The sequence below is a fragment of the Streptomyces sp. NPDC007875 genome (genome assembly GCF_042868035.1).
GTDB classification, from domain to species: domain Bacteria; phylum Actinomycetota; class Actinomycetes; order Streptomycetales; family Streptomycetaceae; genus Streptomyces; species Streptomyces antimycoticus.
The window spans coordinates 186,923-204,821 of sequence record NZ_JBIADZ010000018.1; the positions used below are offsets into that span (position 1 = coordinate 186,923).

Annotated in this window: 23 protein-coding genes; 10 read left to right on the forward strand and 13 right to left on the reverse strand. The window is 71.5% G+C overall.

The window, feature by feature from the left end; translation table 11 throughout:
* Positions 1-46 precede the first annotated feature (46 nt).
* Positions 47-475, forward strand: a complete 429-nt coding sequence (locus ACFYOY_RS31885) for a MarR family winged helix-turn-helix transcriptional regulator (protein WP_137965625.1) — start codon at positions 47-49, stop codon at positions 473-475.
* A gap of 62 nt (positions 476-537) precedes the next feature.
* Here ACFYOY_RS31885 and ACFYOY_RS31890 read toward each other — a convergent pair whose 3' ends face one another.
* The 3 genes from ACFYOY_RS31890 to ACFYOY_RS31900 form a co-directional block, all read right to left on the reverse strand.
* Complete coding sequence (locus ACFYOY_RS31890; RefSeq protein WP_388590933.1) at positions 538-1,371, reverse strand: hypothetical protein; 834 nt, start codon at positions 1,369-1,371, stop codon at positions 538-540.
* A gap of 130 nt (positions 1,372-1,501) precedes the next feature.
* A complete protein-coding gene (locus tag ACFYOY_RS31895; RefSeq protein ID WP_351882762.1) occupies positions 1,502-2,368 on the reverse strand; it encodes an SMP-30/gluconolactonase/LRE family protein in 867 nt (288 codons plus the stop codon).
* Positions 2,365-3,141, reverse strand: a complete 777-nt coding sequence (locus ACFYOY_RS31900; protein WP_351882760.1) for an IclR family transcriptional regulator — start codon at positions 3,139-3,141, stop codon at positions 2,365-2,367. Before ACFYOY_RS31900 ends, ACFYOY_RS31895 begins: the two co-directional genes overlap by 4 nt.
* A gap of 123 nt (positions 3,142-3,264) precedes the next feature.
* Here ACFYOY_RS31900 and ACFYOY_RS31905 point away from each other — a divergent pair, with 123 nt between their 5' ends.
* The gene (locus ACFYOY_RS31905) at positions 3,265-3,888 is read left to right on the forward strand and encodes a hypothetical protein (protein ID WP_351882758.1); all 624 of its coding nucleotides are present in this window, start codon (positions 3,265-3,267) and stop codon (positions 3,886-3,888) included.
* Here ACFYOY_RS31905 and ACFYOY_RS31910 read toward each other — a convergent pair.
* The 4 genes from ACFYOY_RS31910 to ACFYOY_RS31925 all read right to left on the reverse strand — a co-directional run bounded on the left by ACFYOY_RS31910 (position 3,863) and on the right by ACFYOY_RS31925 (position 7,040).
* Complete coding sequence (locus ACFYOY_RS31910) at positions 3,863-4,288, reverse strand: OsmC family peroxiredoxin (RefSeq protein WP_351882756.1); 426 nt, start codon at positions 4,286-4,288, stop codon at positions 3,863-3,865. The two genes, ACFYOY_RS31905 and ACFYOY_RS31910, sit on opposite strands and share 26 nt — an antisense overlap.
* Positions 4,289-4,337: 49 nt before the next feature.
* Entirely contained in the window at positions 4,338-4,985 is a 648-nt protein-coding gene (locus tag ACFYOY_RS31915; RefSeq protein ID WP_351882754.1) for a histidine phosphatase family protein, read from the reverse strand.
* Positions 4,978-5,418, reverse strand: a complete 441-nt coding sequence (gene trxA / locus ACFYOY_RS31920) for a thioredoxin (RefSeq protein ID WP_351882752.1) — start codon at positions 5,416-5,418, stop codon at positions 4,978-4,980. The genes ACFYOY_RS31915 and trxA overlap by 8 nt, the downstream gene beginning before the upstream one ends.
* A gap of 107 nt (positions 5,419-5,525) precedes the next feature.
* Positions 5,526-7,040 carry an FG-GAP and VCBS repeat-containing protein gene (locus tag ACFYOY_RS31925; protein WP_351882750.1) on the reverse strand — a complete coding sequence of 505 codons (1,515 nt, stop codon included), beginning with the start codon at positions 7,038-7,040 and terminating at the stop codon, positions 5,526-5,528.
* Positions 7,041-7,285: 245 nt separating this feature from the next.
* Between ACFYOY_RS31925 and ACFYOY_RS31930 the strand changes: the two genes are divergently transcribed.
* Complete coding sequence (locus tag ACFYOY_RS31930) at positions 7,286-7,927, forward strand: CatB-related O-acetyltransferase (protein ID WP_351882748.1); 642 nt, start codon at positions 7,286-7,288, stop codon at positions 7,925-7,927.
* A gap of 67 nt (positions 7,928-7,994) precedes the next feature.
* On the opposite strand, the gene ACFYOY_RS31935 is transcribed toward ACFYOY_RS31930, so the two are convergent.
* Positions 7,995-8,762 (reverse strand): GNAT family N-acetyltransferase, encoded by a 768-nt coding sequence (locus ACFYOY_RS31935; RefSeq protein WP_351882746.1) that lies wholly within the window; start codon positions 8,760-8,762, stop codon positions 7,995-7,997.
* Positions 8,763-9,225: 463 nt separating this feature from the next.
* Between ACFYOY_RS31935 and ACFYOY_RS31940 the strand changes: the two genes are divergently transcribed.
* Positions 9,226-10,020 (forward strand): polysaccharide lyase family 7 protein, encoded by a 795-nt coding sequence (locus tag ACFYOY_RS31940; RefSeq protein ID WP_351882744.1) that lies wholly within the window; start codon positions 9,226-9,228, stop codon positions 10,018-10,020.
* Positions 10,021-10,064: 44 nt separating this feature from the next.
* On the opposite strand, the gene ACFYOY_RS31945 is transcribed toward ACFYOY_RS31940, so the two are convergent.
* Entirely contained in the window at positions 10,065-10,508 is a 444-nt protein-coding gene (locus ACFYOY_RS31945; RefSeq protein WP_351882742.1) for a protein-tyrosine phosphatase family protein, read from the reverse strand.
* A 197-nt stretch (positions 10,509-10,705) separates the two neighbouring features.
* On the opposite strand from ACFYOY_RS31945, the gene ACFYOY_RS31950 reads away from it, so the two are divergent.
* Together ACFYOY_RS31950 and ACFYOY_RS31955 are read left to right on the forward strand one after the other, a co-directional pair.
* Entirely contained in the window at positions 10,706-11,146 is a 441-nt protein-coding gene (locus tag ACFYOY_RS31950; protein WP_388591007.1) for a VOC family protein, read from the forward strand.
* A gap of 29 nt (positions 11,147-11,175) precedes the next feature.
* On the forward strand, positions 11,176-11,991 hold the full coding sequence (locus ACFYOY_RS31955) for an alpha/beta fold hydrolase (RefSeq protein WP_388590938.1): 816 nt from the start codon (positions 11,176-11,178) through the stop codon (positions 11,989-11,991).
* On the opposite strand, the gene ligD is transcribed toward ACFYOY_RS31955, so the two are convergent.
* The 4 genes from ligD to ACFYOY_RS31975 form a co-directional block, all read right to left on the reverse strand.
* Entirely contained in the window at positions 11,876-12,898 is a 1,023-nt protein-coding gene (gene ligD / locus ACFYOY_RS31960) for a non-homologous end-joining DNA ligase (protein WP_388590940.1), read from the reverse strand. The genes ACFYOY_RS31955 and ligD overlap by 116 nt on opposite strands.
* Positions 12,899-12,995: 97 nt before the next feature.
* A complete protein-coding gene (locus ACFYOY_RS31965) occupies positions 12,996-13,412 on the reverse strand; it encodes a CBS domain-containing protein (protein ID WP_388590942.1) in 417 nt (138 codons plus the stop codon).
* Positions 13,413-13,726: 314 nt separating this feature from the next.
* The gene (locus ACFYOY_RS31970) at positions 13,727-13,891 is read right to left on the reverse strand and encodes a CDGSH iron-sulfur domain-containing protein (RefSeq protein WP_388590944.1); all 165 of its coding nucleotides are present in this window, start codon (positions 13,889-13,891) and stop codon (positions 13,727-13,729) included.
* A 79-nt stretch (positions 13,892-13,970) separates the two neighbouring features.
* Complete coding sequence (locus tag ACFYOY_RS31975) at positions 13,971-14,618, reverse strand: HemK2/MTQ2 family protein methyltransferase (protein WP_388590946.1); 648 nt, start codon at positions 14,616-14,618, stop codon at positions 13,971-13,973.
* 166 nt (positions 14,619-14,784) lie between these two features.
* Here ACFYOY_RS31975 and ACFYOY_RS31980 point away from each other — a divergent pair, with 166 nt between their 5' ends.
* The 4 genes from ACFYOY_RS31980 (at position 14,785) to ACFYOY_RS31995 (ending at position 17,876) form a co-directional block, all read left to right on the forward strand.
* Positions 14,785-15,456, forward strand: coding sequence for a hemerythrin domain-containing protein (locus ACFYOY_RS31980; protein ID WP_388590948.1), 672 nt, complete (start codon positions 14,785-14,787; stop codon positions 15,454-15,456).
* Positions 15,457-15,498: 42 nt separating this feature from the next.
* Positions 15,499-16,254, forward strand: coding sequence for a YqjF family protein (locus ACFYOY_RS31985; RefSeq protein WP_388590950.1), 756 nt, complete (start codon positions 15,499-15,501; stop codon positions 16,252-16,254).
* 447 nt (positions 16,255-16,701) lie between these two features.
* Positions 16,702-17,235 carry a hypothetical protein gene (locus tag ACFYOY_RS31990; RefSeq protein ID WP_388590952.1) on the forward strand — a complete coding sequence of 178 codons (534 nt, stop codon included), beginning with the start codon at positions 16,702-16,704 and terminating at the stop codon, positions 17,233-17,235.
* A gap of 356 nt (positions 17,236-17,591) precedes the next feature.
* Complete coding sequence (locus ACFYOY_RS31995) at positions 17,592-17,876, forward strand: hypothetical protein (RefSeq protein WP_388590954.1); 285 nt, start codon at positions 17,592-17,594, stop codon at positions 17,874-17,876.
* The last annotated feature ends 23 nt before the right edge of the window (positions 17,877-17,899 follow it).

The following is a 17,899-nucleotide window of genomic DNA, read 5'->3' on the forward strand; positions in this document are numbered from 1 at the left end:
CTGCTGAATATTTCATGTTGTCAAGTAAATGGGTACGCTGGTTGGCATGACGTCCCGCATCGACCCGCTGACCCTCGAGGTCGTCGAGCTCATCGGCACCATCGTGGCCCGTTATCACGAGGAATACGAGGAGGCCGCAGCCAAGCACTCCCTGACCGGGGCACAGGCCCGGGTGCTGGGCCTGCTGTCCGGCGGCCCGACGCCGATGCGCCGGCTCGCCCAGCAGCTGAAGTGCGAGCCGTCGAACGTCACCGGGATCGTGGACCGTCTGGAGTCGCGCGGCTTCGCCGAGCGCCGCCTCGACCCGGCCGACCGGCGGGTCAAGCTGGCCGCCGCCACCGAGGCGGGCCGGGAGACCGCCGAACGGCTCCGGGGCTCGCTCGACTTCGCGCGCGAACCGCTGGCGGAGCTCTCGGACGAGGAGCGTACGGTGCTGCGCGATCTGCTCAAGCGGATGCTGGGCGTCGCGCCGTAGCGAAAGCGGAGCCCGTAGCGGCCCGTAGCGAAGGCACAGCCGTAGCGCGCCGGGATGCCCGGCTAGGTGCACCACCACAGGAAGCGATTGCAGGTATCCGAGGGCGACGGGGTCGGCGTCGGCGCGACGGTCGCCGGGGCGGTGGGCCCCGGATGCGACGGCGTGGTGGGCCCCTGGGTCGTACCGGGGCCGCCCGGGGCCGAGGAGGTGGCGTCCGACGGATCCGAGGACCCGTCCGGATCGGACGAGGTGTCGTCCTTCTCGTCCTTGGACTTCCCGTCGTCCTTGCCCTTGTCCTTGGACGCGTCCTTGTCCTCGCCCTGGCCGCTGTCCGTCGCCGAGGGGAGCTCGCTCGGGCCGGTCGGGTCCTGGGTGACCGGCCCGTCGGAGTCCGACACACCGCCGCTGCGGTCGGCCACCGGCTCCTGCCGACTGGGCGACGGGGAGGACTCCCGCCAGTGCCCCTCGGTGGCCAGCTCGGCCACGAACACCGCGGCCAGCACCGGGCCGAGCACCGCCGCCATGATCGTCACCCGGCGGCCACGCCCCCGGCGGGCCCGACGGGCGCGGCTGCCGATGAGACGGGGCTTGGGCTTCCGGCGCGAGGCACGGGTGGCACCGGAAGCGGGGGACGCCTGCGCCGCGCGGCGGTCGGCTCGCCCGCCCGTACGTCCGTCCTCGGGCTCGTCCGTACGCCGTTCGGCACGTCCGCCCGTACGCCGGTCCGCGCGGCGGTCGGCTCTCCGCTCCGCACGGGGCGCGGGCGTGTCGGCCCCGCCCTCGTGTGTCGTGTCCGATGCGGCGGAGGGCAGGCCGAGGTCCCCAGCGGGCGTCCCGCAACCGGGGCAGGAGACGGCACCGTTGAGATGGCGGCGGCAGGGAGAGCAGTAATCCATTTCGCCGGGCAGGTTATGTGACCAACGGGTAGGTCAGCAGGACGCGGGGTGTGAGGATCCTGTGCAAAGACCGTACGAATGCCCTCGTCAGGCCGTGTCCCGCCAGCCGTCGGCGGCCGCCCGACCCCGCTCAGCCGGCGAAGGCGGGCTGCGCCAGACCCTGCCCCGCACCCTCGATGACCAGCAGCGACCCGGCGAGCGGCGGCGCGGCGACGCCGAGTCCGACCCGTGCCGAGGTCAGATACAGATCGGTGAGGTCCGCACCGCCGAAGGCACACGCGGTGGGGCGCGGGAAGGGAAGCTCCACCACCCGATCGAGTGTCCCGTCGGGGGCGTAGCGACGGATCGCGGCGCCGTCCCACAGGGCGACCCACACCGCGCCGCCGGCGTCCACGCACAGCCCGTCCGGGAAGCCCGCGCCCTTCTCGACCTCGGCGAACGGCCTCCGGCTTGAGACCACCGGACCATCGGCGTCGTCCACGTCGAAGACGTCGATACGGCGGGTGGGGGTGTCGATGTAGTACATGAGGCGGCCGTCCGGGCTCCAGCCGATGCCGTTGCTGACCGTCACCTGCGGCAGGAACTCCGTAGGGGAGCCGTCGGCGCCGATCCGGGAGAGCGTGCCGCCGCCGGCCGTCTCGTCGTAGCGCATGGTGCCCGCCCACAGCGCGCCGTCCGGCGCCACCGCGGCGTCGTTGCCACGGCGGCCTGGGACCGCCTCGCGAAGCAGCCAGTCGAAGCCGCCGTCGGCTCCGTACATCCCGATGCCGTCGCGGAGGTTGACCACGAGACCGCCGCCCGCGCGGGGCTTCGCCGCGCCGACATGCTGCTCGGTGGCCAGGGTGGTGCGGCGGCCGGTGGCGGGGTCGTAGGTGTGGACGCGGGAGGAGAGGATGTCCACCCAGATCAGCCGCCGGGCGGCGGCGTCCCAGGTGGGTCCCTCACCGAGCACGGCGCTCGCGCGCACCGCGATCTCGAGCGACGGCCGTGTGCTCATATGTCCCGCCTCCGATGTCCCAGCCGCACCGACAGCTCTCCCGCGCCTTTGGCCGCCAGCTCCGCCAGCTCGGCCTGGCGCTCCTCGCTCCAGCGGATCGTCGGCACCGAGATCGACAGCGCCGCGACCACCCTTCCCGTGGAGTCCCGTACGGGAGCCGCCACACAGCTCACATCCGGATTGGACTCCCGCTGCTCGACCGCGATGCCGCGCTCGCGCACGGTGAGGAGATGGCGGCGCAGTTCGACGGTGGAGGTGATGCTGTTGTCCGTCATCGCGGCCAGCGGCTGCTCGCCGGACAGCCGCGCGTCCAGGGCGTCGTCCGTCAGGGAGGCGAGCAGCATCTTGCCGACCGAGGTGCAGTGGGCGGGCAGCCGACGGCCCGCGGCGGAGACCATGCGGACGGCGTGGGTGGAGTCGACCTTGGCGATATAGATGACGTCCATGCCCTCGAGAATCGCGACATGCACGGTCTCGTCGCAGGTCTCCGCGACGCTCCGGGCCACCTGCTGGCCCTCGGCGGCCAGGTCGAGCTGCTCGGCGTAGCGGCTGCCCAGCTGATACGGCCGCACCCCGAGCCGATAGCGGCCGGGCTGGTCGGGTACCTGGACCAGATAGGAACGGGCGGCCAGAGTGGTCACCAGCTCATGGACGGTCGTACGGGGCAGGCCGAGCCGACGGGTGATCTCGGGTGCGGAGAGGGTGCCGTCTCCGTCCAGGAAGAGCTCGAGTATGTCCAGAGCCCGTGTCACCGCGGGCACCAGGCGTCCCATAGTGCTCGCCCTCCCCTTCTGGTCAGATGGCAAGTGTTCGAGATTCCGGCCGGTGGCCGGTATCGCGAACACAGGTTATGCGGAGCGGACTTCCCCCGGCAATGGTCCGGCAAAGTAGGAGCCATGGATTCCGCGCCCGGCTCGTTCCTCCAGCCCGACTCGTTCCCCACCCCCTTCCCCTTCGTCCTCGTGCTGCTGCGGCGGATGGCCGACCATCAGCCGGGGCTGGTCGAGGACGCACTGCGCGAGCTGGGCTTCGGGCGTGCGGTGATGCGCGAGGCCAACCGCCGCTGGCAGGCCATGCAGCGCTCGCCACGGCGGCGCTCGGCGGTCGCCCGCTACCGCTCCGTGCTGGGCCCACCCGAGTCCACCTCCACCCGCCGGATCGGCGATCTGACGAGCGAGGCGCTGAGCTGGTCCGTGCCGCTGTGGCCGGATCTGCGGTTCGAGGTGCTCACCGCGCCGAACGGGGCGGTGTGGAACGAATGGCTGGTGCGCGCTCCGGGCGCGCCCGGGCCGCGGCTGCGTACGGCTGCCGACCTCGTGCCCTGGTCCTGCACGGTGGACGAGGTGGCGCGCGCCTTCGCGCCCGCGCGGCCCATGGAGGGCTCGGCGCCCACCCGCTGGCGGCTGGCCTTCGACGCGCCGGAGGCGGAGAACGGTGAACTCCGCCACTATGTGGCGGAGTTCACCTGGGGACTGCTGCAGCGTGTGGAGAACGTCAGGCCAGCTTCGCCGACAGCGTGATCTCCGTACCGGCGAGCGCCTGGCTCACCGGGCAGTTCTTCTTGGCGTCCTCGGCCGCCGCGGTGAAGGCGGCCTCGTCCAGGCCGTCCACCGTGCCCTCGACGGTGAGGTGGATGCCGGTGATCCCGGTGCCGGGCTGGAAGGTGACCTCGGCCTGGGTGGTCAGCTGGGTGGGCGGGTTGCCCGCCTGGGTGAGGCCGTGCGAGAGCGCCATCGAGAAGCAGCTGGAGTGGGCCGCCGCGATCAGCTCCTCGGGGCTGGTCTTGCCGTTCGCCTGCTCGGCGCGGGACGGCCAGGAGACCGGCTGCTCGCCGATGCCGGAGGAGTCGAAGGTGACGGTCCCCTGTCCCTGGGCCAGATTGCCCTGCCAGACGGTGTGCGCGGTACGCGTCGTAGCCATGCTCGCTGTTCCCTGCTTCCTGTCGGACGTGAGATATGCATGGAGATGATCACCCGGCGGGGGTGCCACCGCTGCCAGCGGCTCCCTGCCCGGAGATCGACTCCGAGCCTACGTTCCAGGCGACCACGGCCGGGCGACCATGCTCAGTTCCGAGTCGACTCACCGTCGCGGTGTCCAACCGGAAGAGCGCGCCGGCGGACGGGGGCAGGCCCAGCCGGCGGGCGGTGAGCACGCGCAGTACGTGGGCGTGCGCCACCAGCACCACATCGGCGCCGTCCTCCGCCTCCAGCTCGGCGGCGATCCGGTCGAGCACCCGGTCCACCCGGGCCCCGACCCGCTCGGGCGACTCCCCGGGGTGGTCGGCGCCGCCCGGCGGGACGCCGTCGGTCCACAGGTTCCAGCCGGGGCGGGTGCGGTGGATCTCGGTGGTGGTGATGCCCTCGTAGCCGCCGTAGTCCCATTCCTGCAGATCGGGCTCGACCGTGAGGTCCTCGAGCCCGGCGAGCCGAGCGGTGCGCATGGCCCGCGCCATCGGGCTGACCAGGGTCAGCCCGACCTTCCGCGCGGCGAGCGGCGGGCGCAGGGCGCGGGCCTGCTCCTCACCGCGCGGTGTCAGGGGCACATCGGTCCAGCTGGTGTGCTTGCGCGACCGGCTCCACTCGGTTTCGCCGTGCCGGATCAGCACCAGCTCAGCCACGGTTGCCGGACGCCTTCTCGTCGCCGGCGGCGGCCTGCTCCTTCTCCTCGTCGATGGCCCGCTTCTCGTTCGACGCGGCGGCGATGGAGGCCCGCACGCTGTCCATGTCGAGGCCGCGGGCCTGGCCGATGACGTCCTCCAGGGCCGGCTCGGGGAGGGCGCCGGGCTGGGCGAAGACCGCGATGTTCTCCCGCACGATCATCAGCGTGGGGATGGACTGGATGTCGAAGGCGGCGGCCAGCTCGGGCTGGGCCTCGGTGTCGACCTTGGCGAACAGCAGATCCTGATGGCGCTCGGCGGCCTTCTCGTAGATGGGCGCGAACATCCGGCACGGCCCGCACCAGGAGGCCCAGAAGTCGATCAGGACGAATTCGCTACCGGACACGATTTCGTCGAAGTTGTCCTTGGTGAGCTCGACGGTGCTAGTGCTCATGCCTGCGTTACCCGCTTCCGTACATCGGCAGATGCCACATGCACGGTAACCCCGCCACCGCCCGCGGTTATTCCGGGGCGGTGGCGCCCTTACGGCTGCTCCGCGGGTCAGGCCGTCCTGAAGCGTATGCCCAGGTCGGCGGGGGTGAAACGGCGTACGTCCCTGGTGGACAGCCCGCGATCGGTCCCCCGGAAGACCCAGAAGCCACCCGTCCTGCCATGGCCGTAGCCGGGCGCGGCGGCGATCACATCGTCGTGTCCGTCCCCGTCGACGTCGAGGAGCGGGGGCTGGGGGGCGAAGGCGTCGAAGCCGTACGGAGTGTGCCGGCCGGGCACCCCCGGGGTGTCCAGGTCCACGGTCTGCTCCCCGCCGTTCCCCTCGTGCGCGCTCGCGGCCGGGTCGTACTCGCCACCGTGCCCGCGCCGTGCACCGGGCAGCAGGGTGAGCCGGCCGTTGCCGTAGTTCTTCTCCGGGGTGGCCACCACCAGGTCGGGACGGCCGTCGCCGGTGATGTCGCCGACGGACGGGGAGCCGCCGAAGCCATCGCCGCGCCGCGCATCGCCGGGCAGGCCCGGCCCCGACGGATCGACCGTGAGATCCGAACGCCCCCGGCCCGGACCGGACCTGGCGCCGTGGACGACGGTCAGCCGCCCGGCGCCGGAGTGCCGGCCGGGGCCGAGGGTCCCCTGGCCGGGCGCGAGCAGATCGTCGATCCCGTCGTGGTCGGCGTCCCCGGCCGCGGGCTCGCGCGGGCCGTCCTCCGTGCCGAGGGCGTGGGCCAGGCGCGCCTCGGGCCGCTTGTCCCGCACCAGGCCCTTGGGACCGCCGCGGTAGTGGGCGACGGGGGTGTCGAGGGGGGCGGTGTCGTCGGGTTCCGGCTTGTCGGGCCGTTCCGACTGCGCGGCGTCGTAGCGGTAGGTCAGCACCACATCGGTGCGACGGTCGCCGTCGAAGTCCCCGGCGGTGGCGGTGGCAGGCGCGGCGGCGGGTGCCGCGCGGCGGGCCCGGCCGGTGGGGAGCGGGGCGGTACGGGCGGGGCCCGCCTTGGTGCCGAACGGCCCGTACAGCACCCGGACCGCACCCCGGCCGTCGGCCGCCGAGGCCAGCAGGTCGGCCGCGCCGTCCCCGTCGAAGTCCCCCACGGCCAGCGCCAGAAATCCGGCCGCGCCACCCCGGAGCGGGCGCGGCGCGGCCAGCCCACGGGGGCCGCCGCGCAACATGACCGTCTCCCCCGTCCGCTCGCCCCGCGGCGAACTCCCGTGCCGGAAGCGCGCCGTCACCAGGTCGGTGAAGCCGTCGCCGTCGAGATCGGTGCGCAGCAGGGGCCCGACGTAGTCGTCCTCGGCGCCGTCGACGACGAGGCGGTGCCGCGGGTCGAGGCCGTGCGCCGAGCCGTAGACCACCGCCAGCCGGGCGGGCAGCGGCCCCCGGGAGGCGCTGGTGGGGCGGATGGCGGTGGCGAAGTCGTCGTAACCGTCCCCGTTGAAGTCCCCGAGCGAGGCACCGGCCGTCCCCTTCGTGGCCCCCTCCGCCGGCTTCGGGCCCCCGTGGCCGCCCTCGCTGCACCCGGCGAGCAGCAGCACGGACACGGTCACGGCGGCGACGGGAACGGACGAACGCACGGCGGCACCTCGCGAGGCGGATCGAGCGGTCACGGACAAGGGGCACGGACAACGGTCACGGACAACGGACAACGGACACAGCTACGGACACGAACGCGGATGCGAACGAAGGCTTCACCGCTCAAGGACTCCAGGAAGCACGCTCGGGTTGCCTCGCGGACGCCCCGCGGAATGCGCGCGACATCGGTCGACGAGGTTGCGATCATGGCGAGAAAACCTCCCCGGACGAGGAAGGGCGATGCCCGATGCCAGCCATACCCGCCGACCCGACAGTGCTGCACCCGATGCCCGAGCAGCCGCGGGTGGTGCTGCTGAAGCCGCTGATCACCTCGCCGCTGATCGAGGCCGGGGAGTTCTCGTACTACGACGACCCGGATGACCCCACCGCGTTCGAGACCCGCAATGTGCTGTACCACTACGGGCCCGAGCGGCTGGTCATCGGGAAGTTCTGCGCGCTGGGCGAAGGGGTGCGGTTCATCATGAACGGCGCCAACCACCGTATGGACGGCCCCTCCACCTTCCCCTTTCCCATCATGGGCGGTTCGTGGGCCGACCACTTCGACCTGATCACCGGCCTGCCGGGCCGGGGCGACACCGTGGTGGGCCACGACGTCTGGTTCGGATACCGGACGATGGTGATGCCCGGCGTCCGCATCGGCCACGGCGCGGTCATCGCCTCCGGTTCCGTGGTGGTGGACGACGTTCCCGACTACGGCATCGTCGGCGGCAACCCGGCCAAGCTCATCCGCCGCCGCTACGACGACGCGGACATCGCCCGGCTGCTGGCCCTTGCCTGGTGGGACTGGCCGATCGAGCACCTCACCGCCCATATCCGCACGATCATGTCCGGAAGCGTGGACGAGCTGGAGGCGGCGGCCCCGCGCTGAGCCTGTCCAGCAGGCGGCAGAGGAGGCTTGCTCTACGGCAACGGCAGTAGAGCAAGCCCCCCTACTCTCAGCCCCCGAGACTCATGTACAGCCGGGTGCCCCGGGGCTGGTACCCGACGCGTTCGTAGACGCGGCGGGAGCCCTCACCCGAGTACTCCAGCCAGACCGACTGGGCTCCCCGGGCGAACATCGTCTCGGTCAGCGCGGCGGTGACCGCGGCGGCGATGCCCTGGCCGCGGAAGGCGGGCCGGGTGCCCACGCCCGCCAGTTCCGCGGTGCCCACGGCGGGTGCCGAGCAGGTGGCCCCTCCGGCGCAGCCCCCATCGGGTGCCCGGACGAACCGGACCGCACCCCCGTCCTCCTGGATCCGGCGCAGCCGGGCCGCCCCCTCCGGGGAGGAGGCGAACTCACCGGCGAACGCCTCGGACAGCGCGGCGTCGATCGCCCGGTAGTCCTCGTCCGTGGACGGGACCGCCACCGGGCCCGCCCCCGGGCCGGCCTCCGTGTCCTGACGAAGGGTGAGCCTGTCCGGGGTGCACACCAGATACGCGTGCACCGCCTCCACGGTGAACCCCTCCTCCCGTAGCGCGGGCTCCACGGCGGGCGCGGCGTCCGGCGCGAACTCGAGCCGGGGCCTGAGGTCGCGTACCCGGAACGCCTCGATCAGCTCCTTGACGTCCCGGGCGGTGGGCCGGGCGCCGGGGAGCGGGGTCGCGTAGTTGATGTACGGGCTGGTGGTGCCGGGATCGAACCCCGCCACAAAGCCCCCGGTTTCGACAAGCACGGGGCGGCGGCGGAGGTTGGCTACGGCAAAGCTCTGGACGTCGGTGCCCATGGTGATGTGACCTCACGAAGAAGCGCGGCGGAAGGCGCCACGAAAGAAACGGTGTGCGGATACGTGGGGCCGCCGTGAGGAGACGCGTGTGGCACCGATCGTTCAGTGCCGACGGCGGCCGCTGGGGGACGCCGAGTCCATGGGCTTCAGTCCTTTGACAGGTAGCAGGCAGGAGGAATCGCCGTCGGCGAACATATCGCACGGCGTGGCCGAGTGACAGTTCGTTTTTTTGGGGGCGGCGGGCACTCCCGACTTCCCGGAGGCCGAAGGCGTCTGGGGCTCGCCGTGCGTCCTGGGCGGCGGCGCGGGCGGCGGCCCGCGCCCGGCCTTTTCTCCGTACGGAGGATTGACGCGGACACACCACGACCTTACCTTCTCGACAGGTCTCGTCGTTCACAAAGAAACATGTCCTTCATGTATGTGGACGCGTGTTCTACCCCACCCCCCACGGGAAGGCATTCCCATGCGCATCCGTACGCTGCTCGCCTCGCTGGCGACCGTGACCGCCGTCATCGGTGGCCTGGCCCTCGCGATGCCCGCCGGCGCCACCACCGCGGCCACGCCCTTCGCCGACCCGTCGAAGGCGCCGGGCGGCAACTTCGACCTGTCGGTGTGGCAACTCCAGGAACCGGTCGGCTCCCCCGGCAAGCCGACGACCATCCCCTCGTCCCGGCTCCAGGGGTCGAACGGATTCCAGGACGACTACTTCTACACCGACAAGCGCGACGGGGCGATGACGTTCTGGGCACCGGAGAAGGGCGTCACCACGCCGAACTCCAACTACGCCCGCTCCGAACTGCGCGAGATGAACCGCAACGGCAGCGCCGCGGACTGGTCGCTGAGCGGCTCCCACAAGTTGCAGGCGACGCTGCGCGTGGTGTCGGTGACGAAGAACGTCTGCGTCGGGCAGATCCACCTCGGCTCGGGCGGATCCTCCACGAAGCCGCTGGTGGAGCTCTACTACCGCGCCAACGGCGACATCGTCCTCGGAACGGAGAACTCCCCCGAGGGCGGCCAGACGCTGCACAACGTGGGCCATGTGTCGGTCGGCAAGACCTGGAACTACACGATCGGCGTCTCCGGCGGCGACACGATCGACCTGACGGTCAACGGCAGCACGACGCACTACGACATCCCGTCGTCCTTCTTCCAGTACAAGCAGTACTTCAAGGCCGGCTCCTACAACCAGTCGTCCTCCGACAGCACCACGAACGGAGCGCGCGTCGGCTTCTACGGGCTGACCGTCTCCCACGGCTGAGCACCTGAGACCCGGCGGTCAAGGGGGCCGCCGGGTCGTCGGTGTCAGCCGCCCGGAAACCGAGCCACCCAGCGCCGCTGCCAAGGGGTCTCGACGGCCCGGTGGTGATGGTGCGCGCGTGTCCAGGCCACAGCGTCCGCGGGCGCCACCCCCGCCATGATGGCCAGGCAGGCGATGACGGTTCCGGTGCGGCCGACGCCGCCTCCGCAGGCGACTTCGACGGGCGTGCCCGCCCGTGCCCGTTGGTACAGCGCGCGGATCTGCCGCACGGCCAGGTCGCGGTCACGCGGCAGCAGGAAGTCGGGCCACTCGATCCACGCCCGCTCCCACTCCAGCTCCCCGTCATGCCGGTGGCGCAGCCGGGTGGACCCCAGGTAGAGACCGAAGCCGGGCAGCGGCCCGTCCGGTCGCGGGTGGCGCAGGCCCCGGCCACGGACCCAGCAGCCGTCCGGGAGCCGAAGGGCACCCGTCAGTGGTGCGTCGCTCATCGCTCCCCGCTCCCGGTCCGAAGACCCACATCTCTCGAAGTGTCGAAGTACAGCCGCCTTTCGACAGCGTAGTCCGTTCGGGCGCATATCCCGCTCCCACGGGGTTACCCAGAGGGGACGGGCGGGGCGTGAGCAGAGTGCGGGCCGGTGTGCTCCTGCTCGGTTTCACTCTCCGCTGGGAAGAGAGGGCCACGGCCATGACGACTCCCGGCAATTTGCCCACACCTGAGCAAGGGCTCGTTCTCACCCACTTCCTTACCGTGCGCGATGTCGTGAGATCGAGACGCTTCTACGCCGACATCTTCGGCGGTGAGGTCGTACTGGAGGAGAACCCGGCCATCGTGCGGGTGGCGAACAGCTGGATCATCATGAACCCCGGAGGCGGGCCCACCCCGGACAAGCCCGAGGTGACGCTTGTGCCGCCGGAGGGCGGTAACACCGTGTCCAGTTTCCTGAACGTCCGGGTCGCCGATATCGCCGCCTTCTACGCCGACGCCGTGGCCAAAGGAGCGGAGTTCCTCACGGAGCCCCTCGACCGCAAGGCCGAGCTGCGCTGCTATCTGCGCGACCCCGATGGCTACCTCATCGAGGTCGGCCAGGCCACCGGCATGCTCCGCGGGGTGTTCGCCGACCTTTGACCCACGGCCCCTCTTTAGGTACGTGAATCATGGGTACCCGAAGAGGAAAGACCAATACATTCGCCGCGCTCGTCGCGGCGCTGGTGACTGTCCTGGTGGTCTCCCTCAGCACGAGTCCTGGAGCATGGGGCGAGAGTCGCGGCCATGGCACCGCGACGGCGCAAGCGCCGTCGCCTTACCCGCAGGCGAAACCGCCCCCCGGCTTTCAGTCCAAGTACGCGGAGGTAAACGGCTTCCGCATGCACTACCTGCGAGGAGGCAAAGGCTCACCGGTCGTGCTGATCCACGGATTCCCCCAGTCCTGGGCCGAGTGGCGGGACCAGATGGGACCGCTCGCCAAGCACCACACCGTGATCGCCGTCGACCTCCGCGGCGCCGGCAACTCCGAAGTCACCAAGAGCGGCTACCAGAAGGCGCAGATGGCCCGGGACGTGCATGCGCTGCTGAAGCGGCTGAAGCTGAACGACGGCGTCCAGGTCGTCGGGCACGACGTCGGTCTGTGGGTCAGCTACGCCTACGCGGCCCAGTGGCCGTCGGAGGTTCGCCGGATGGCCGTGATGGAGGCTCCCATCCCGGACGACAGCCTGTACCGCTTCCCGGCTCTGTCGGCCAACCCGGAGACCCCGTCGATGTGGCACTTCGGCCTGTTCCAGCTGCCTCTCGCCGAGCAGCTCATCTCCCCTGGCCTAGCATCGTCCGCCCTGGCACGGTCGTTCCTTCGCTCGGCGTTTACCGGCCGCACGGACGCGACGGCCCCTCGCGCACGACGTCGCGGGCCGACTTGTCCCGCCGCAGCCCCTGGTAGCGGGGGTGGCGCAGGCGCCCGTCGCGGGTCCACTCGGTGAAGGCGATCTCGGCGACCAGTTCGGGCCGAACCCAGTGGGTCCCGGGACCGGTGCCCGGGTTGCCATCGGCGAAGGGGCAGGTGGACGAGCGCAGGCCCTGCAGCTCCCGGGCAAGCGCCTGGAGGGTCTTGGTGTCGAAGCCGGTGCCGACCTTGCCCGCGTAGCGGAGGTCGCCGGCGCTGTAGTAGCCGAGGAGGAGGGCACCGAGATCCGAGCGGGTGCCCTGCGGATCGGTCCATCCACCGATCACCAGCTCCTGGCCCTGCTCGCACTTGAACTTGAGCCAGTCGGAGGACCGGCCGTGCGTGTACGGGGCGTCCGCGCGCTTGGCGATCAGCCCTTCCCAGCCGTGCTCGCAGGCGTAACGGTAGTAGGTCTCTCCCGCGGTGTTGCGGTGCGCGGTCAGGCGCAGCGGGTCGCGCCAGGTGAGCAGGGAGCGCAGCAGGGCCTTACGGCGGCGCAGTGGCAGCCCGGTGACGTCGGCCCCGGCGATGGACTGGACGTCGAAGAGGTAGTAGTACACACTCACGCCGCTCCGCCTGGCCTGGTCCGGGGAGGCGAGGTGGATGCGTGGCTGGAGGCGGGCGAAGCTGGTGCGGCCCCGGTCGAAGGCGACGACCTCGCCGTCCAGGACGCAGTCGGGTAGCGACTGGGCACCGAGGGCGTCGACGACTTCGGGGTAGGCGGAGGCGGCGGAGCGGCCATTGCGGCTGAGCAGCTCGACACGGCCCTCCTCGCAGCGGGCGAGACAGCGCTCGCCGTCGAGCTTGCGCTCGTAGAGCCAGTGCTCGTCGGAGAACCGCTCGTGCGTGAGGGTCGCGAGCATCGGCTCCAAGTCGCGGCCGTGCGTGACGGGCCCGAGCCGGTGCCGCTCCTCATCCGACAGGCCCCGCAGTGGATCACTCACGTGAGCTGTTCCCCTTCCACTGCCGGCCCGGTTCCGCCCGCCCCGGCTCCGAAGCGTTTCACCGGCCACATTTCTTGCGGCGGGTGTGGCGTGCTGGTCAGTCGCTCGACAGGGCCTCGAGCAGATCCCCGGCTTCGGGGTGCGGCAGGGCTCGGGCGACGTCGGCCACGGCGACCATGCCGACCAGGTCGTGCCCGTCGATGACCGGCAGCCGCCGTACCTTGTGATGGCTCATGGTCGTGAAGATCTCCTCGGCGTCATCGTCGGCGCCGATGGTCACGGCCTCTCCCTGAGCCAGCTCACCGACCTTCGTCCGAGCGGGGTCCTTCCCCTGACCGAGGACCTTCACCACGATGTCACGGTCGGTCACCACGCCCTTGAGCCGGTTGTCGGTGCCGCAGATCGGCAGCGCACCGACGTGCAGATCGGTGAGCTTGTGCGCCGCGTCCAGGACACTGTCCTCGGCACTGGCACAGTCGGCCCCCGGCGTCATGATGTCTCGTGCGATGGTCATCGATGTCCCTCCTCACGGTGAGACGTCCCCGCCCCGCTCCCGGCGACGCGGGGACGTCACTTTGCGGATCAGCGGCCGAGTGCCCGGACCAGCCCCTCCTCATGCATGCTGGAGCCGCCCACAGGGCCCCGCCCCTGGTGTCGACCCGTCCGGCGGGGCAGCGCCCCCGCGGCCTCTCACCCACAACCGCCTCAGCCGAACGCCACCTGCTCCGCTCCCCCTGCGCGGGATGCGCACGTCCGCTCAAAGAGCGCTGGTCGGTCGCGGGTGGGGCCCTCGTGGCCGATGCGCTGTGGAGTGCTCGACATCGGGCCTCATCGCGTATTCCGCTGTGACCTCGGTGGCCTCCGGCGGTGGCTGGTGTCGCACACCGGGTAGCTCGCGCTGCGGCCGCACAGGCACACGGCGGCCGTGAAGCGGTCGGAGCGGACCACGCTGCCGTCCGGCAGGGCCACCTCGACGGGCCCCTCGATCAGCATCGGGCCATCCGTTCCCAGCGTCACCCGCACGACACGCGCACGCCCGCACGTCCGGTGCTCCGGACACGTATCGTCGCCCTCACCACGCTCGTTCGGCACGGATCACCACCAGCTCTTCCTTCTCCCCGCCCGGCTCGATCAGCCCGCGGGCCTCCAGCCACGCGGCCTGCTCGCGCAGCACCGGCCCGAACGGGATGAGGCGGCGGCCGGTTACGGCCGCCCGCAGGCCCGCTCGTCCCAACCGCTCCACTGTCTCCTCGACGCCGCACAGCGCGGAGTGGACCAGAAGGAGCACACCCCCGGGGCGCAGGAGCGGCGGCGCGTCCCGGCAGATCTGGTCGAGCAGCGCCCGGCCGTCGACACCGGCGTTCCACGCCACGGCGCGGCCCCGACGGGCAGCCGGGGAGGGGACGTAGGGGGGATTGGCGACAATGAGATCGAAGCGGCGGTCGGCCACCGAAGTCAAAAGATCGCCGCGCATCACGTGGATACGCAGCCCCTCCAGCCGGGAGCGGAGCCACACGGTGGCCACGGCCAAGGGCGAGATGTCGACGGCGGTCACCTGCCCCGCGCCTGACCGGGCGGCGGCGATGGCCAGGGCGCCGCTTCCGGTCCCGATGTCCAGGACGACGGTGCCCTCGGTGATGTTCTCCCGGTCCAGCGCCTCGGTCAGCAGCCACGTGTCATGCTGCGGCGCGTACACCCCCGGAGGGGTCATCAGCATCATCCGCCACGAGTACCCGAAGATGGCGCCATGGCACACCTCCCGCGGCCCGCAGCGGGATAGGTGGCCCGCTTGATTCTCCGTGCCGGGGGTTACCCGGTCAGCAACCGGCCAACACCGTCGCGGACCGGGCGCCACCACTGGCCTTCCGAGCCCGGAGGAGAAGCGCATGACCGAGACCATCAAGGAACAGACCCTCGGGCAGCTGGGCGGGAAAGGCAGTGTCCTGGCGCGGCAGCGGCGCGACCATGCTGAGCTCGACCGGCTGATGGATCACTACGCCCTCGCGGGGGGCGACGAGCGGGAGCGCGTGCTGAAGGAGATCGTCCAGCTTGTCTTCAGCCACGCCTTCGCCGAGGAGACCGTGCTGTGGCCGGTGGTCAGGCGCGGTGTGGCGGACGGAGAAGAACTCACCTTCCGCGTGGAGGAGGAACACCAGGAGATCAACGACCTGATCGCCGAGGTCGAACGCCTCTCCCCTGGCGATCCCGTGCGTGGGGAGAAGATCGAGCGCGCCTTCAGCCTGATCCGTCAGGACATCCGCGACGAAGAGGACCTGCTGCTGCCCCGGCTACAGGAGGCGATGAACGCGGCCCGGCTGCGCCGGCTCGGAGCGCTCTGGGAAGCCGCACGTCTGACCGCCCCCACCCACCCGCACCCCGCCATCCCGCGGCGCCCTCCGGGCAACGCCGTCCTGGGCGTGCCACTGAGCGGATACGACAGGTCGCGCGACCTGCTCGGTGGCCCCATCGGTCAGGGTGTCAGGAAGCTGCTGGGCTGGGCCGCGGGACTGCTGCTCGCGGCCTTCACCGCAGCCCGACGGCTGCGCAAGAGGTCATGAGAACGGGGTGTTCCCCTCGCCGTCCGCGCGTTTCCGCAGGCGATGGGCGGGGACCCGCCCTCTGTGGTGGCGTATGGATCGGAGCAGCGGGTTCGGCTTCCCGCGCTGCGGGCCGGCTGGCTGACGCAAACGTTCGTGCACTGGCCCTTCCGTCCGGATCAGGTTCGGACTCTGGTGCCTGAGGGGCTGGTCGTGGAGACGTACGAGGGCGTGGCACGGGTGAGTCTCACGCCCTTTGTCATGGCGCACGTGCGTCCCCCTGTCATACCCGCGGCGGTGCCGGGGGTCCCGACGTTCGCGGAGACCAATCTGCGGACCTACGTCCGGCGTCCGGGCGGGCGGGACGGGCTCTGGTTCCTGTCCATCGAGGTGGCCTGCCCACTGATGGTGGGGGCTCGCGCCGTCGGCGCGCCGTACAACCCGGGCAGACTGAGTGTCTCCCGGAAGGGGAATGCCATCTCCTACGTCGGCTCCCGGTGGGGCGGTACGCCGTCGTACCATCTGGCCGTCCGCCCCGGCGAGCCGATGATGCCGACCGATCGGGACGTATGGCTGACCTCGCGCTGGCGGGCGTACACGCGTCGGCTGGGCGCGCTGTGGGAGACACCTGTCGAGCACGAGCCCTGGCCGTTGTCCGACGCCACGGTTGACGTGCTCGAGGAGACGCTGACCAGCGCGGCGGGCCTTCCCCCTCCCCTCGCCGAGCCCGTGGTGCACTTCTCGCAAGGCGTCAGCCATGTGCGTCTCGGCGTCCCCCGGCCCGTCGGGCCGTTGGTGACCCCGGGGGATGCCACCTGAGGCCCCTCGCCGGCCGTCATCGTCCGAGACATGCGACGGGAGCGCATCTACCCCTTCGACACGGTGCGCATCGTCCCGTTCCGCGTGAGCGTCGGAGCGAGCGCCGGACCCTCGAGGCCGGATCCCTCGGACATGGGCTTCACCACCGGTCGGCGAGGGCGTGGGGCTTGCGCTGCGTGTTCTGCCCGGCGTACTCGCCCGCCGCTGTGCGCCTCCATCCCGACCGCTTCGCGGACATCGTGGACACATGGGAGCACCGGGCGACGCCGGGAAGGGGGCGCCATAAGGGCCCCCTTCCTGACCGGGCTCGCGTCCGCTGCCCAGTACGCCCACCCCGCCCCCGCGGCCAGCCCGCCGACCGCGGCATCCGGATGAGCCGCCCGGCAACCGAGTGGAGCCCGCCCCGGTCGGTGGCGCAGGGCGCCGACCCCGGGTACCCGTCGAGGCATGATCAAGCGCGCGCTGTGGCAGGGACTGATCGCCGGCACCGCTGGAGGTCTCGTGATGACACTCGGTGAGAAGATCGAGCAGGCCCTCACCAAACGGCCCGACTCGCACGTGCCCGCCCGGGTCCTCCAGCGCCTGACCGGCCTGCCCGAAGTCCCCCAAAAGCAACCCGTGCCGGTGAACTGGGCCATGCACTTCGGCCAGGCCGCTGTGCTCGGCGTGCTGCGTTCGGTCATGGCCCACGTCGGGCTGCGCGGCCCGGTGGCCTCGGCGAAGTTCATGGTCGTGCGCCTCACCAACGACCAGATCCTCGAAAACGCCACCGGCGTCGGCGCCCCGCCCGCCACCTGGCCCCGCGAGGAACTGATCGTGGACGTGCTGCACAAGGCCGTCTACGCCTTCGCCACCGGCGCCATCGCCGACGCCCTCGCCGCACGAGGCGGCCCCGGGCCCGGACAACGCCACGCCGCCCTCCGCCCCGGCCGCCACATCGGCGTCGGCCCCCTGCCCCGCAAGGACGCCTACGGCCGCTGACCCAGCCCCCGGGAGCGGGTCATAGGCGAGCCGACGCTCGGGCGCCCATCCCGTTCGCACGGCTCGCGACGTGGGCCGTATGCCAAGTGGCCACTCGCCCGGCTCATGGGTGTGCCCGTCGTGGTCAGCGCGATGCGTGGTGACCCCTCCGACGCGGCCACGGCCTCGCCTATGACCCGGGCGTGTGCGGCCGGGACCAGAGCGAAGCCCGACCACCGCCGTGCGCGTCCCGTGACCCCGCACTACTCCCACCGCGAGAAAGCGGCATGTCTCGTGCTCGCCTGCCTGCATCACTGGCCGGAGGCTGGGCACACGAGGGCGAGCCCAGGGGGGGACTCTTCCGAAGGAGCACCGTCGTGATCAAGAAGCTGCACGATATGGGCCTGCGCAGCGAGCACGTCTACACCACCGCTGTAGCCTCCATCGCCCTTTCCGTCGGCACCTGGGCCGCTTCCCTCCGAGTCGAGCCCGGCGCCGGAATGGACCGTGCCGACCGGTGGGGCATCTTCGTCGGCGAATGGGCTCCCACGCTCTTCGGCCTCGGCCTGGCCCTCTCTCACTACGAGCAGGACGAAGGCTCTCTCATGGGCAAGGTACACACCGACGGCGAGCGGCAACGCCAGATGACGGGCAGCGCCTAGCACCGCGCCCCCGCATGAGCTGA